The following is a 13,951-nucleotide window of genomic DNA, read 5'->3' on the forward strand; positions in this document are numbered from 1 at the left end:
AACCTAAAAGACTGTTTCCCAACTGCATCCAAAGCACGAAAGTTCAACCTGCGAAGACCCGGGTCTGTCCCGGGTCTTCGCTTTTCACGAAAAGTACGGTATAATAAAAGATACGTTTTTTTTCGAAAAGGTGGAGATGGTGGATGCAAACGCAATTGCTGGCAGATGGGATGGAGCGTCTTGAGCAGCGGCTGTTCAGGCAGTTTTCTCCTGCTGATCAGACGGATGAACGTCTTGTGCAGAAGGGATTGTTTTTATATAGGCAGGGCACGGTGTATGAGATGGGATTTGATGCGAATCATCAGATGCTGAAGGCGAAGGTGCGCGATGTCCACGGTGTCAGTGTGCGGATTTCACTGAATCCTGATAAGGGAAGCAGCTGCAGCTGTCCTGAGGAGCCCTGGTGCCGTCACCGGATGGCGGTGTTTTTTAAGTTTTATCAGCAGAATGCGAGTGTCAGTCAGTGGATTCAGGCGTGGCGTAATCAGAAGCAGGATGCTTCTATAAGAGCGCAGAAGTCTCCTGAATTCTGGCGTAGAATTGCTGTGGAGACAGCTGACAGCGTTCCTGTTGATCATATAAAAGCTGAGCCTTATCTGCTTGAAAACTATATGATGGCGAATTACCGGAAGTTCGAGCAGCATGCACCGGTTGAAAAGGAATGGGTTCCTTTATACATGCTATATGTGTCTTTTTACTATCATAGAAAGCTCTCTGAGACGTTTGAGGGCTATGAGTCTGTTCATATCACACGTGCGCTGGAGACGATTATGGAGGCGATGCAGAAGGCTGTAGTTGATCTTGCTGTATATGCTCATCCGTTTTCGTTTGATCCCTTTTTCAAAGAGCTGAAGCGTGAGACGGCCTCGCTTCTTGAAAAGAAAGATCCGCTGAGCTTTTCAATCTATGCCATGCTGTGGTTTCAGCTGTTTACAAAACGCAGTGACCGTGAGCAGGAGGCTGTGCGTTTGAAGCAGGCTGAAGTCACAGATGAAACCCATTTAGCAGGGACGATCTTTACTTTGCTTCGAAATGGTGATGATTTTGAAGAACAGTTTGCCGCTTCTACAGAGCTCGCGGTACCTCATGCGGTTCAGTGGCTTGAGTGGCTGCTGCGCGAAGGTGAGATTGACCGTTCTGTCAGAGTGTTAAAAGCGATGCAGAAAAAGCTGGACCTTTATCTTGCACGTATGGATAACCATTCAGACCAGCGTTCGTTCGCGTTATGGCTGATTCATAAAATTGAAGGTGAGCAGCTGAGACTGCATGTGCCGGATGTGACGATTAAATTATATGAAAAACTCCTGCCATACAGTGCGCGGCACCTCGGTGCTGTGCTGCTTGATGCGGGAAAATATAAAGAATGGGTGGAGCTCGTTCACTGGATTGACTTCTCCCCTGAAGAACTTGAAGCAGCAGGATTGAAAAAGCTGATGGAGCGCAAACCCGAGTTTGCAGCTCCCCTGCTTCACCAATGGGTGGAGAGTCTGATTCAGAAAAAGCAGCGTGAGACGTACAAGAAAGCTGTCCGCTATTTGAAAAAGCTGAAGAAAATCTATCAGGGGATGAACGAAGAACCGCGATTTGCCCTGTATTTCGACCAGCTGCTTGACCGCTACAGACGGCTGCGGGCATTCAGAGAAGAATGTGAAAGGGGGAAACTGATTCATGGAAAAGATTGATGTACTGCCGCTTGATCAGGGTTATTTTTCGATCAGGGTTTTAACTGAAGATGGTGAAATGATTGACCCTGCGATCTGGCAGTATGCGCTGCTGCTTTGGCATAAAGAATCGTTTTATGGCACGTCCCTCCCTTCTTTCAGTAATCTGCCGGCTGACAGTATTGCGCTCGACAGCTGGGCGCTGTTGACGCTGTTTGCACAGCCGGAATTTCATGGACGCAAGCAGTGGGCGCTGTCAGAGCAGTCCGAATTTATGTATGATGCCGCTCCCCTTTTATATGAGTGGATCACTGAAGGTAAGTGGCTTGCTGAGTGGAATCATAAGTCAGATAGCGAGACGTTTGATATGAAGCTTGGTGAGGAGTTCTGGGATGAGTGGGCAGATATGTCCTACAGCGGTGAGCATGCGGATGCTGATCAGAAGAAGTTTATGAATGAGTGGTATGAGTATGCAATCACCTCGTTTTTTGACCATCACCCGAGAAGTTCGAATCTTGCAGCGCGTCTGTTCAACAGCGGCCATGTGCTGACGGCTGAAGATCTTGCGGCGTACTTTGATGAGACGAAGTGGAAAATGTGGGTTGAACAGAAGGATCTTGAACTTCCCTACCGCTTCGGACTTCGTCTTGAAGAGCCTGAATCTGAAGAACAGCCCTGGCGCATGCAACCTTTCCTGCGCGACAGCAGACGGTCTGACTGGACGTATGATCTGGATCTTTCAAAACCGCTTACTGATTCTCTCCCTAAAAGATGGCTGGATGAAGAGCAGGCGATATCCCATGAGCTTGACCGCTGGGTGAAACTGATTCCGTATTTAAAAGAGGATGGTCAGTGGCAGCTTGAGATGGCTGAAGAACGTGCATGGCTGTTTTTAACGGAAGGCAGTGAAAAACTGCTCGCCCTCGACGTTGAAATTCTGCTTCCTGCATGGTGGCAGTCGATTCAGAAGTCGAATGTCTCACTCAAGGCAGCAGTAAAAGGCGATCATAACTACCGTCCGTCCTTTGTCGGGTTGGATTCCCTTGTGGATTATGACTGGAAGATTTCTGTGAATGGACAGGATCTCTCAGATGATGAATTCCAGTCTCTTGTCGAGGAAAAGCGCCGGTTCATTCAACTGAACGGTGAATGGGTTGCGCTTGACCCGGCAATGATCGCGCGGATTCAACAGGCGATGCAGGCTGCGAAAAAGAATGGGATCAGTATGCAGGACTTACTTGAGGATCACTTAAATGATGAGGAAGATGAGAGCGCGGATGATTTGCGTATTCAATTTGAGCTGAACCGCTCAATGAAATCAATGATGGAGAAGCTGAATGATGCAGGCAAAGTGCCGCTCCTCCCGCCTCCTGACGCCCTTGATGGTGAGCTGAGACCCTATCAGCAACAGGGCTTCAGCTGGATGAGTTTTCTGCGCAGCAACCGTTTTGGCGCGTGCCTGGCTGATGATATGGGTCTTGGGAAAACGATTCAATTGATCAGTTATATGCTGTATGTAAAAGATACGGAGTCACCTGAGCAGCCATTTCTCATTATCTGCCCGACTTCTGTACTCGGAAACTGGCAGCGTGAGATCGAACGTTTTGCCCCGTCTCTGAATGTACACCTTCACTACGGACCTGGCCGTGCAAAAAATGAAGCTTTCGGGACTTCGATTGCAACAGCTGATGTCGTGCTGACATCTTACGGCTTGTGTCACGCTGATCAGGAAGAACTCACAGCCGTCCAGTGGGCAGCTGTTGCACTGGATGAAGCGCAGAATATTAAAAACCCATTCACCAAGCAGTCAAAAGCCATCCGCAGTCTGAACGGTGCGCACCACCTCGCACTGACCGGAACGCCGATGGAAAACAGACTGTCTGAGCTTTGGGCGATTTTTGACTTTATTAATCACGGCTACCTTGGTTCACTTGGTGCTTTCAGAAAAGATTTCATTGCGCCAATTGAGCGTGACGGATCTGAAGAACTGACGCTCAAATTGCAAAAAAGAATACGTCCATTCCTGCTTCGCCGGACAAAAGTGGATCCTGCTGTCGGTCTGAATCTTCCTTCTAAGATTGAGCAGAAGGAATTCTGTCCGCTGACCTCAGAGCAGGCTTCACTGTATGAACAGCTTGTGCAGGACACGCTTGAAAAGATCCCTCAGCTGACAGGAATTGAGCGTAAAGGGATGGTTCTTCAGATGCTGAATCGCCTGAAGCAACTGTGTGATCACCCTGCCCTCTATCTCCAGGAAGACGCACCGGCTGACATCGTTGCGCGTTCCGAGAAAATGGATAAGCTCATGGATCTTCTCGAACAGATTCTTGAAGCTGAAGAAGGAACGATTATTTTCACGCAGTACATCTCGATGGGACGCATGATTCAGGATGTACTGCAGAAGAAATACGGGTTTAAAGTGCCATTTTTAAACGGCTCTACGCCAAAAGCAACGCGTGATCAGCTGGTTGAGCAGTTCCAGGCCAGAGAATTCCCTGTGTTTATCCTGAGTCTCAAAGCCGGCGGAACAGGCCTGACGCTGACAGCTGCAAATCATGTGATTCATTATGACCGCTGGTGGAATCCGGCTGTTGAAAATCAGGCAACAGACCGTGCTTACCGGATCGGCCAGACCCGTTTCGTACATGTGCATAAGTTTATATCTTCAGGAACAATTGAAGAAAAGATTGATAAGATGCTTGAGAAGAAGCAATCGCTGAATGAGGATATTATCCGCGGCGATCAGTGGATTACGGAGCTTTCGAATGAGGAGCTTGAAGATCTGCTGGTGCTGAATTAGCTATATGAAGAGAACCGTCTGACTTTGTCAGGCGGTTTTTTTGTAAGTATGAGGATGATTGCGGCAGGCTTGCTTCCTGCAGGTCCGGCAATGGGGAAGGTTTGCTTTCTCTGCAGGATACTTGTGCCTGTTGGAGCGGAGCCACGGCTGGTGTTGCTATTTGATTGTTTCTAAATGAGTGTCCTGCGGTGGAGCGGTGTTTCGCGGAATCGGCTGTTCAAATGGGCCGGGATCTGCGGATTGTTTTCTGCGGTCCATAAATCTGACATTGTCTACGTGGACTTCTGTCGTATACTGCCTGGTGCCATCTTCTCTTTCATATGATCTTGACTGAATGCTGCCAACGACGCCGACTAATGACCCTTTTTCACAATAAGCATGTGTGTTTTGTGCATTCCTGTTCCAGATTGTACACCTGATAAAGTCGGCTTCAAATTCACCTGCCTGATTTTTAAATGGCCGGTTCACAGCAATGGTGACGTTCAACACCTGCCTGTTCCCGGCGATCTCTTTCAGTTCCGGATCTTTTGTCAGCCGCCCGACTAGCGTAACCTGATTGATCATATCCATCCTCCTTTCTTTGAAGATATTCTCATTTTAGCTGCGGGATAAATTGTTGTAAAACACGGAAATATTTATTTTGATGTCATTTTTATGTGTGAAAAAGTCGAAATGCCCTAGGCGAAATTCACCTTTTATTCTGCAATATTCCCCGGGAAATGAACTAACCCTTATTTTTTAACTTTTTTGAAAAAAATGCTGTATGCTATAATCAGGTTACAATGACTAAAGGGGCTGTGCGGAATGAAAACATTCAAACTGATGAAAATTCAGGTCGTGGAAGAAGACAACATTCGCAACTTTACGCTGCATGACGGCCTGATTATTAATAAAGAAGATGAACACCAGACGTGGATCCTCGAGGCTTTTTTAGATGGTGCTGAGACGGAGTATTTCCAAAAGCTTCAGCAAAGTGATGAAAATGTCGAGATTCTTGCAGTCATTTCAAATGAGAAAAATGATCCGGCAGGGCTGTTTGCGAGTGTGCATGAAGTAAAGCCGATCGGTGATAAGGTCAGTGTGTTATTCAGTGCCCATATGAGAAATCAGCGTAATGAATATGCAGAAGATTTGCTTGCTTACATATTGGACCGGAAAGATATTTCAGGTGATGAGCTGCTCGCAGAGTTTAAGCAGCAGATGAAGGATAAGCCTCGGATTAAGAAGTGAGTCTGGGCAGGTGGACGGCTTGAGGATGAGAAGTCAGATTCATTTGTTTTCCGGTCAGATCGGGCTTTTTACGGGTTAGAAAAGAAGTTTTATCGGTAACACCGGCACTCCCACCGGACAAAATAAAAGGACTGTTCAAAAAATCAGCTGTACTGACTTTTTGAACAGTCCTTTTTCTGTATATATATTAAGAAAGCTTTCTTTCCAGTGTCTGGATCACGTACTTTGCTTCTGCTTTACATGAGAAGTCCATTTCTGTACCTGTGCTCATTTGAAGCTGCTCGATGCGCTCGATTTGTGCAGGTGTTGGTTCTTCTTCCAGCACTTTTTCGATCGTTTCGTTGATTTTATTTGCAAGCTGCTCATGGAATTCCGGGCTTTCTTTGACGGATGGCTCCAGGTTTTCATACCATGATGCCTGAGTTGTGATGTATTTGCTCCATGCATTCATAAATTCAACCATGTTGAAGCGGTCTTCATTCCAATCTATTTCGTTCATGTACTGCTCAAATGCAGTATTAATTGAACGGGTAATGCTGATTTTAGTCCCTGTTGGCAATTGTTGAAGCATATAAGAAACGAACCTCCTAGCTCTTTACTATCCGATAATTTCCCAATGACTATGATGTGCTCAACGTTGAAGTGATAAGTCTCTCTGTGCATTTTACCCTATTGCTGTTAAAAGCACAATCATCTATACATCCCAGTGGTATAACGTATGTCTTTTATCATGATTAAGGGCGAATGGGACTGAGAAAGTCTTGATTATATTATGTAAAATCAATCTGCCGGATTAAATCCGGCAGAAAGGATTACTCGTCACGGTTGTCGCGGTCTTCACGGTCGATATCGTCTTCGATGATGTCTTCACCATTGGCGTTCTCGTCGCGCATTGGATCTTTGTCTGTGTCAGTGTTCCGGTCGTTGTTGCGGTCCCCGTCCATGCCCCAGTCATCATCTGCACGATTGTTTCCGTCCATTGCATTATTGTTATCGCCGTTGTTACCATCCATCGCATTGTTGTCGCGATTGTCGTTGACGGGGTTATCCATCATGGATTCGTTATCGTTGTCCGGCATGCCGTCGTTTACGTTACAGCCGACCATCAGCGCTGCTGCAAGCAGTGAGCCTGCTGTCATTTTGATGTATTTATTCATTTGATCCCTCTCCTTTTTATGAACTGACCATTCACGGTCTGTCGATAGTTTCCCCGGAGAGAGATGGATTATGTATTGCGGCATGAAAATGAGGCTGGACGAGTAAGTCTCAGCCTCTGTAAGTTGGTTAAGCTTCTGTAACCGGTTCACTTCGCTGCAGGCGGCGCTTTCCGCGTGGCGTGCGCTGAGCCTCCTCAGGCTTCGCCTTGCGGGGTCTCAGCTGTCACGCCACTCACGCTGGAGTCGCCGCCTTCCACTCCGTTCACCTGAGATGACATTAAATAATTGAAGCCTGATTAGAAAAAGGAATGTATGCTGTCACAATGTACAGCTTCAGGCGCTAGCACGTTTCCCTCGGACTCTGCCCGATAAGTCAACATCGGCTCACTTCGTTCACCGTGTTACCTTTATCTCCGACGCCTCAGTCCAACGTGTACGCCCCTAAACGCCTGCCTACGCTTTTCTACTTAATCGCAAACATGATCTCCGTCTCACAAGCCACTTCCCCGTCAACGGTTGCGGTTGCTTTTCCTTTGCCGATTGGTCCTTTGATGCGGACGATCTCGACTTCAAGACGGAGCTGATCGCCCGGTTTTACCTGACGCTTGAAGCGGCATTTGTCGATACCTGTAAAGAAAGCGAGTTTGCCTCTGTAATCTTCCTGCTTCAGCATTGCGACTGCCCCTGTCTGTGCAAGTGCTTCAACGATTAAAACGCCTGGCATAACCGGATAGTCCGGGAAATGACCATTAAAAAATTCTTCATTCGCTGTTACGTTTTTAATGGCAACTGCGCGTTTACCTTCTTCAATTTCCACCACTTTATCAATTAATAAAAATGGGTAGCGGTGGGGAATAATTTCTTTAATCTGCTGAATGTCTAACATCGGAAAAACCTCCTGCTTATTCTGTATCTTGTGTAACGAGATCGATTATATGAGTCCAGGTTTCCTTCTTCAGGGCATCCTGCGGCGAGCCATCGCCAATTACACCGTAGCCCACCATCAGTCCGACTACAAGACTGAGTCCTGCAAGCAACAGGATCAGTGCAACTCTGATCAGAATTGGAAACAGGCGGACCTGTACCCATTTTGGCGTTTTTGAGGTATTTTCCTGGTCTTTAGGCTTTTGATTATTTTCTGAACGTGTTTCAGACATAATGAAATAACTCCTTTAACGCAATCCGTTGACAAGACCGGACATCTGATCAGAGATCGAAACGGCTCTTGAATGAAATTGGTAATTTCTCTGAACTTCAATCAGCTCAGTGAATGCTTTTGATAGATCTACATTTGATTGTTCAAGGGCTCCCTGCTCAAGACCGATATTCTGTCTGAGCCCGCCTTCCATCTGAACAAGAAGTTCACCGGCATCTACACCGAGCTCATCCAGATTATCAGGGATCCCAAGGTATACACTTGATACGCGGTCCATCAGCTGCGGGCGCTGAATATCAACGATGCCCATTTCAACAGTCTGCTGAACACCACCGGACTCCACTAAGAGTGTGCCGTCATCTTCAAGCTGAATATTATCCACCGGGCCATCAAGCATGATCAGCTCGTCATTCTGGTTTAAAAGGCCATTGCCCTGCGCATCAACTAGCATCAATTCATCATCGTTAACCGGTGTCAGATAAAACGCACCGTCACGTGTGAAATTCTGTTCTGATGTACCATCAGGTGATTGGACAAGTACTTTAAAGTACTGGTTTTCCGTATTAAATGCAAAATCCAGGTCGCGCTCTGTGCGCTGAAGTGATCCCTGCGTGCCGACTAGCTGGGATTGAGAAATCTTTGCACCGTTGCCAAGTCTGAGTCCATCCGGCGTCATTCTTGGCGCATCATCTCCACGCTGATTTTGCACCTGCTGATGAAGCAGCGAGTTAAAGTTAGCTGTTGTCTGCTTATAACCGTTCGTCGCAGAGTTTGCGATATTATTTGAAATCAGATCAAGCTGCTGCTGGAGCTGGTTCATCGTATTCGTTGCTGTTACCATGTTGCGAATCATTTTTTAACCCCCTTAGTTCACCCTGCCGACTTCGTTCACGGCTTTTTCCATACTGCGGTCATATGCCTGCAGAACTTTCTGGTTCGCTTCAAATGAGCGGTAAGCTGTCATCAGATCTGTCATTGTTCTGGCACTGTCAACATTTGACCGTTCGAGTGAACCCTGTACCATGCTAAAGCCCGCATCAGCCACATCGTATGCACTTGCATATTCTGTACCTTCAGGCGCACGAAACAATCCTTCTCCTTCTTTTACAAGTGCACGCGGGTCATCTGAGTAGGCTACACCGATCCGTGCAATATTCTCACCATTCTGTACGACCTGACCGCCATCTGTCACTTCAAAGCGGTCGTTTTCAAGTTCAATTCGCACACCATTTTCATCAAGAACGTAATGGCCGGCAGGTGTTGTTAGAAAGCCTTCTGCATCAAGTGCGAAGTTACCGTTTCTTGTGTAGCGGTCTGCTCCGTCTTCATTTTCAAGTGTGAAAAAGAGTGCGCCCGGTACGCCGGTTTCCTCATTTACAGGCAGATCGCCCTGTAAAATGGCTAGGTCCGTTGACAAACCTGTCTCACGCAGGTCTCCCTGTGTAAATAATGGGACAGCCTCCTGCATGTATACACCTGTGTTCAAACCGCCGACTGGTGTCATTCTTTCTGATGACATGCCATTTTGTGTCGGAACATCAGATCCGCTGAGACTTGAGAGCAGCATATCAGGAAAAGCTCTCATCGAAGCCTGGTCCGCCTTGAAGCCAGGTGTATTCACATTTGACATATTATTGGTCAGCATTTCCGTTCTTCTCTGCTGAGCAAGCATTCCGGTTGCAACTGTATAGAAACCTCTGAACATATTTTTCACCTCGTCATTTATTCCCGTGACTCATTATACCAAATTTCTACATTAAAAAAGCTGATTTTAAGGAGATTCCTTCTTTCGGCATTGAAAGTTGGAATCCCCCTCATGAATTAGCCCAGTTTGCTCTGAGGAATTTTATCGATATTCTCAAGCATCACGCCTGTCCCAATCGCTACACAATCCATTGGGTTCTCAGCTACAAATACAGGTACTTTCAGTTCTTCAGCAAGCAGCTGATCAATGCCGTGAAGCAGTGCGCCGCCTCCTGTTAAAATCACGCCGCGGTCAATAATGTCTGCTGACAGCTCTGGCGGTGTTTTTTCAAGCACGTTTTTAGCAGCCTGTACAATTACAGCTACAGATTCGCGCAGTGCTTTTTCAACTTCATCGGATTTAATCGTGATCGTACGTGGCAGACCACTGACCATATCGCGGCCACGGATTTCCATTTCTTCATTACGTGAATCCGGAAATACCGTTGCGATATTCAGCTTGATTGCTTCAGCTGTTCTTTCACCGATCAGCAGCTTATATTCTTTTTTTACATAGTTTAAAATATCTGCATCAAACTGATCACCGGCCATTTTAATTGACTGGGATGTTACGATATCACCCATTGAAAGTACGGCAACATCTGTTGTACCGCCACCAATGTCCACGACCATGTTACCGCTTGGCTGGAAAATATCCATGCCTGCGCCAATTGCAGCAACTTTCGGCTCTTCTTCAAGGAAAATCCGCTTGCCGCCGCTCTTTTCAGCTGCTTCACGAATTGCTTTTTGCTCAACGCTTGTAATGTTTGTCGGGCAGCAGATCAGAATCCGCGGCTTTGACATAAAACCTTTGACATTCAGCTTGTTAATAAAGTGCTTCAACATAGCTTCGGTTACATCAAAATCAGCAATTACCCCATCTTTCAGCGGGCGGATGGCAACGATATTGCCAGGCGTTCTGCCGACCATGTTACGCGCTTCCTCACCGACTGCAAGTACGCGGTTTGTGTTTTTATCAATTGCAACAACTGATGGTTCATTAAGTACGATTCCTTTGCCTTTGACGTGGATCAGCAGGTTGGCTGTTCCGAGGTCAATTCCTATATCTTTAGAAAACATCTGATTGTTTGACTCCCTTCGGTCACTGGTAAATTACGTTTTATTTTTCGTTAATTGATATCCTTACATTATATCGGTTTAAACGGACCAGTTTTTAGGTGTTTATCGAGGTCTGTCCCCCGGGTTTTTAGCTTAAGGATAAGATATTGTTTATGTTTGTAGAGCCGGGTCAGACCCTCTTCTACGCGCCATAGACCAATAAGTATATATTACCACAACTAAAAGAGGAGGTCATGAACCAAACAAACGTTTGATTCACGGCCTCCTCTTTTTTCAGTTGATTGATTGCTGCTGCTTTTCGTATTTGGCTTTAGTGGCTTCTCCGCCCCTTAGATGTCGGATCGCTTTATGGTAATGAAGAATCGATTTTACTTCGTCTGCGAGCGCAGGATCCAGTTTTGGCAGGCGCTCGGTTAAGTCTTTATGCACTGTACTTTTAGATACCCCAAAAATTTTTGCGATTGAGCGGACCGTCTCTTCTGTCTCTACGATATGCCTGCCAGCCGAGATTGTTCTCTCTCTGATATACTCATGCACGTTGCCGGCCTCCTGTGGGTCCGTTTGTGCATTATATGCCGGCAGACGGTTATGATATACCTATTATTGCGTAATTGAGACCGGGTCGACCGGCTGACCGTCTTTTAATACTTCAAAGTGAACATGAAGGCCTGCTTCAGGGTTGAGTTCACTGACACCGGACTGTGCAATGACCTGGCCCTGTCTCACTTCTTCCCCTTCAGCGACTGCGATATCATCAATTGCCTGATAGCGCGTTACATATCCATCATGTTCAATTTCCACAGCATTTCCGATAAACGGATCCTCTTCAACAAGCGTAACTTTTCCGCTCATTGCCGCTGTCACTTCAAAAGGCTCACCATTTTGTACCAGATCTACACCCAGATTCGGATAATATGTCTGGTTCACTACGACCAGTGCCTCCTGCTGTTCAGCAGCGTCAGCAGACTGATCGTAAAACGGTTTGTGGACAGTGACCGCATCCTGATCAGCTACAGGCAGACTCAGCGTTTCTGCCGGCTGGTTGACTTCTGTCGCTTCTTCAGGTGCATAAGTATAATCTCTGGCATCTTCCTGATAAACGTATTCATTTTCCGTTGACAGTTCTGCTACTTCTGAATCTTTCTGACTCTGAATAAAAAATACAGAGCCAACCGCGAGCACAGCACAGCCCATATAAAGAGCCGGTGCAGCCCAGCGCTTTCTGAAAAACTTCTTAACACTTTCTGACAGGGTAGATTGATTTTTGTCTCCCTTAATCATTTTCATCACCTCAGCACTCATTTTGAACGCTTAGAGGAAATTCTATACATTGTCACAATTTTTTTCTTCAAGACTTGCACCTGCATGATACAATCCCGTTAGTATACGTCTATGAAAGGATTCTTCTCTATGATCAAATGGCTTAAATTGCTGATTACCGCTCTGCCTCTTATGTATATGATCCTGGTGTGGGTGCTCTCAAGCCTTCCCCACAATGCAGTAGTCGATCTGCCATCCGGGTCATTTGACCGTTTGTTAAAAGAATCTCTGCACTTAATCGAATTTGGTATTCTTCATTTCTTATTTATTCTTGCACTACTTATCCACGGCAAGCTCACAGTGGCTACACATACCCTTGCAGCCGTGTTTGCGGCTTTCTACGGCTTTGTTGATGAAATCCATCAGGCATTCGTCCCCTACCGCTCAGCGACGATCATAGACGCCGTGAAAGATATCATTGGCGTCGTGTTTGTATACCTCGCTATTCAGCGTCTTTATTTTGTTAAAAGAGATAGCAGGTTGAGAAAGTGGTTTGTGAAGGTGGAACGTTATTTTGCAGGGTGAAGCTGTTTTAGGCGCGTGCTCGGGCTCAGAATGCAGCAATCTTTGCTGGGGCGGTAGCGATACACCCGGGAACTTGTAGCAATCGCTGCCAGGAAAGTAGCTATTCTATGATCCTGATGTCGTATCGGCTGCGTTCCCCCCGTGTGGACCTCAAAAAGAAGCATCCCGCAACCGCGGAATGCTTCTTTTTATCTTTTAACCAGCAGCGCAGGCACTGCCTGGTCAATTGAACTCAGTTCAACGCCGCTGAAGTAATGCTGCACAATCTCTTTATACGTACTGCCTGCAAGCGCCATCCCATTCGCCCCGTACTGGCTCATCCCGACGCCATGCCCGTAACCCTTCGTTTTGATAACCACCTGATCACCCTGCAGCACCCATTCAAAATCAGTCGAGCGCAAGTCCAGCGTTTCACGGATCTCCCTTCCGCTAAATGTCTTTCCCGCAATTTCAACCGTTTTAATCCGGTTACCAGGGGTGCGTTCAAGAATACTGCCCTGTTCCCCTTCAGCTAACGTGATCCCGAGTTTTTGCTCAAATTCACTAATCGGCATTGTGACTTCATGATGGAAGCCCGGCGCTGCCTGCTCATCCCATTTACTTTCAACAGACGCTAAGTAAGGCACATCTTCCTCCCAGTAATCTTTTGCATTTTCCGTCCAGCCATTACTTGTTGAAAAGAAGGCTGCAGTAATCGGTTTGCCTTCAAATGTTAAAATTTCACCCTTTGTTTCATACACTGCTTCTTCAATGACACGGATCTTCCAGTCATATTCATCTTTCCAAATCTCTTTTAATTCATCTTTACTTTTAAATACCTGGTGGGTTGTCGTATCAGTAATCGGCCCTTCATTATGTGAAAGAAATCGTGTTACATAGGTTCGTGCAGCAAGTGCCTGCGCTTTTAGTGCCTCTTTTTCAAAAGATGCAGGCATCTCACTTGCGACAACGCCTGTTACATACTCTTCAAGGTCAATCTCCTCCACCTCACCGCTGTGCCTCAACACAGGAACAGCCAGCTTAGCGGCACTCTCCTCCGCTTCCGCAGGCTCCACCTTCTCAGGCAAAGGCGTCCTCTGCTCATCTTCAGGAGAAACAATCAGTGCAGGGATGGCGAATAAAATAATAAAAATCACTGCCACAACTAAAAACAACTTGATCCGCTGGTGCATCCTCACCCCTCCAGACATAGGTTATGAGGAAGTATATGTGTGTAAGTGTGAGTGTAGACCAGGTGGGGAGTGAAGATGGGGGACTGTCCCGGGTCTTCAGGTTTTCG

15 protein-coding genes are annotated in these 13,951 nt (G+C 46.6%); 4 read left to right on the plus strand and 11 right to left on the minus strand.

Annotation, left to right across the window (positions count from 1 at the left end):
• Nucleotides 1-143 precede the first annotated feature (143 nt).
• On the plus strand, nt 144-1,682 hold the full coding sequence (locus JOD21_RS02820; protein ID WP_204728143.1) for an SWIM zinc finger family protein: 1,539 nt from the start codon (nt 144-146) through the stop codon (nt 1,680-1,682).
• Nucleotides 1,669-4,461 (plus strand): DEAD/DEAH box helicase, encoded by a 2,793-nt coding sequence (locus JOD21_RS02825; protein ID WP_204728144.1) that lies wholly within the window; start codon nt 1,669-1,671, stop codon nt 4,459-4,461. The genes JOD21_RS02820 and JOD21_RS02825 overlap by 14 nt, the downstream gene beginning before the upstream one ends.
• A 156-nt stretch (nt 4,462-4,617) precedes the next feature.
• On the opposite strand, the gene JOD21_RS02830 is transcribed toward JOD21_RS02825, so the two are convergent.
• Nucleotides 4,618-5,025 (minus strand): single-stranded DNA-binding protein, encoded by a 408-nt coding sequence (locus JOD21_RS02830; protein ID WP_204728145.1) that lies wholly within the window; start codon nt 5,023-5,025, stop codon nt 4,618-4,620.
• A 240-nt stretch (nt 5,026-5,265) separates the two neighbouring features.
• On the opposite strand from JOD21_RS02830, the gene JOD21_RS02835 reads away from it, so the two are divergent.
• Complete coding sequence (locus JOD21_RS02835; RefSeq protein WP_204728146.1) at nt 5,266-5,691, plus strand: YwpF family protein; 426 nt, start codon at nt 5,266-5,268, stop codon at nt 5,689-5,691.
• 187 nt (nt 5,692-5,878) lie between these two features.
• Here JOD21_RS02835 and JOD21_RS02840 read toward each other — a convergent pair whose 3' ends face one another.
• The 9 genes from JOD21_RS02840 to JOD21_RS02880 all read right to left on the minus strand — a co-directional run bounded on the left by JOD21_RS02840 (nt 5,879) and on the right by JOD21_RS02880 (nt 12,114).
• The gene (locus JOD21_RS02840; RefSeq protein WP_204728147.1) at nt 5,879-6,262 is read right to left on the minus strand and encodes a hypothetical protein; all 384 of its coding nucleotides are present in this window, start codon (nt 6,260-6,262) and stop codon (nt 5,879-5,881) included.
• A 241-nt stretch (nt 6,263-6,503) separates the two neighbouring features.
• Nucleotides 6,504-6,848, minus strand: coding sequence for a hypothetical protein (locus tag JOD21_RS02845; protein ID WP_204728148.1), 345 nt, complete (start codon nt 6,846-6,848; stop codon nt 6,504-6,506).
• A 463-nt stretch (nt 6,849-7,311) separates the two neighbouring features.
• Nucleotides 7,312-7,734 (minus strand): 3-hydroxyacyl-ACP dehydratase FabZ, encoded by a 423-nt coding sequence (gene fabZ / locus JOD21_RS02850; RefSeq protein WP_204728149.1) that lies wholly within the window; start codon nt 7,732-7,734, stop codon nt 7,312-7,314.
• Between the two features lie 16 nt (nt 7,735-7,750).
• Nucleotides 7,751-8,005, minus strand: a complete 255-nt coding sequence (locus JOD21_RS02855) for a DNA-directed RNA polymerase subunit beta (RefSeq protein WP_204728150.1) — start codon at nt 8,003-8,005, stop codon at nt 7,751-7,753.
• Between the two features lie 15 nt (nt 8,006-8,020).
• Nucleotides 8,021-8,857 (minus strand): flagellar hook-basal body protein, encoded by an 837-nt coding sequence (locus JOD21_RS02860; RefSeq protein ID WP_204728151.1) that lies wholly within the window; start codon nt 8,855-8,857, stop codon nt 8,021-8,023.
• Between the two features lie 12 nt (nt 8,858-8,869).
• Nucleotides 8,870-9,709, minus strand: coding sequence for a flagellar hook-basal body protein (locus JOD21_RS02865; protein WP_204728152.1), 840 nt, complete (start codon nt 9,707-9,709; stop codon nt 8,870-8,872).
• A gap of 116 nt (nt 9,710-9,825) precedes the next feature.
• Nucleotides 9,826-10,827, minus strand: a complete 1,002-nt coding sequence (gene mreB, locus JOD21_RS02870) for a rod shape-determining protein (protein ID WP_204728153.1) — start codon at nt 10,825-10,827, stop codon at nt 9,826-9,828.
• 273 nt (nt 10,828-11,100) lie between these two features.
• A complete protein-coding gene (gene spoIIID, locus JOD21_RS02875) occupies nt 11,101-11,364 on the minus strand; it encodes a sporulation transcriptional regulator SpoIIID (protein WP_204728154.1) in 264 nt (87 codons plus the stop codon).
• A 63-nt stretch (nt 11,365-11,427) separates the two neighbouring features.
• Entirely contained in the window at nt 11,428-12,114 is a 687-nt protein-coding gene (locus JOD21_RS02880; protein WP_204728155.1) for a M23 family metallopeptidase, read from the minus strand.
• A 123-nt stretch (nt 12,115-12,237) separates the two neighbouring features.
• On the opposite strand from JOD21_RS02880, the gene JOD21_RS02885 reads away from it, so the two are divergent.
• Nucleotides 12,238-12,672, plus strand: a complete 435-nt coding sequence (locus JOD21_RS02885; protein WP_204728156.1) for a VanZ family protein — start codon at nt 12,238-12,240, stop codon at nt 12,670-12,672.
• Between the two features lie 188 nt (nt 12,673-12,860).
• Here the strand turns inward: JOD21_RS02885 and spoIID are convergent, their stop codons facing one another.
• Nucleotides 12,861-13,844, minus strand: coding sequence for a stage II sporulation protein D (gene spoIID / locus JOD21_RS02890; RefSeq protein WP_204728157.1), 984 nt, complete (start codon nt 13,842-13,844; stop codon nt 12,861-12,863).
• Between the last annotated feature and the right edge of the window lie 107 nt (nt 13,845-13,951).

This window comes from Jeotgalibacillus terrae, from assembly GCF_016908195.1.
Lineage (GTDB): Bacteria > Bacillota > Bacilli > Bacillales > Jeotgalibacillaceae > Jeotgalibacillus > Jeotgalibacillus terrae.

Bases quoted from the DNA above. Each gene is read 5' to 3' on its own strand.
- JOD21_RS02840 (WP_204728147.1), bottom strand. From the start codon at position 6,262: ATGCTTCAACAATTGCCAACAGGGACTAAAATCAGCATTACCCGTTCA.
- JOD21_RS02845 (WP_204728148.1), bottom strand. From the start codon at position 6,848: ATGAATAAATACATCAAAATGACAGCAGGCTCACTGCTTGCAGCAGCG.
- mreB (WP_204728153.1), bottom strand. From the start codon at position 10,827: ATGTTTTCTAAAGATATAGGAATTGACCTCGGAACAGCCAACCTGCTG.
- JOD21_RS02860 (WP_204728151.1), bottom strand. From the start codon at position 8,857: ATGATTCGCAACATGGTAACAGCAACGAATACGATGAACCAGCTCCAG.
- JOD21_RS02865 (WP_204728152.1), bottom strand. From the start codon at position 9,709: ATGTTCAGAGGTTTCTATACAGTTGCAACCGGAATGCTTGCTCAGCAG.
- fabZ (WP_204728149.1), bottom strand. From the start codon at position 7,734: ATGTTAGACATTCAGCAGATTAAAGAAATTATTCCCCACCGCTACCCA.
- JOD21_RS02820 (WP_204728143.1), top strand. From the start codon at position 144: ATGCAAACGCAATTGCTGGCAGATGGGATGGAGCGTCTTGAGCAGCGG.
- JOD21_RS02825 (WP_204728144.1), top strand. From the start codon at position 1,669: ATGGAAAAGATTGATGTACTGCCGCTTGATCAGGGTTATTTTTCGATC.
- JOD21_RS02855 (WP_204728150.1), bottom strand. From the start codon at position 8,005: ATGTCTGAAACACGTTCAGAAAATAATCAAAAGCCTAAAGACCAGGAA.
- JOD21_RS02835 (WP_204728146.1), top strand. From the start codon at position 5,266: ATGAAAACATTCAAACTGATGAAAATTCAGGTCGTGGAAGAAGACAAC.
- JOD21_RS02830 (WP_204728145.1), bottom strand. From the start codon at position 5,025: ATGATCAATCAGGTTACGCTAGTCGGGCGGCTGACAAAAGATCCGGAA.
- spoIID (WP_204728157.1), bottom strand. From the start codon at position 13,844: ATGCACCAGCGGATCAAGTTGTTTTTAGTTGTGGCAGTGATTTTTATT.
- JOD21_RS02885 (WP_204728156.1), top strand. From the start codon at position 12,238: ATGATCAAATGGCTTAAATTGCTGATTACCGCTCTGCCTCTTATGTAT.
- JOD21_RS02880 (WP_204728155.1), bottom strand. From the start codon at position 12,114: ATGAAAATGATTAAGGGAGACAAAAATCAATCTACCCTGTCAGAAAGT.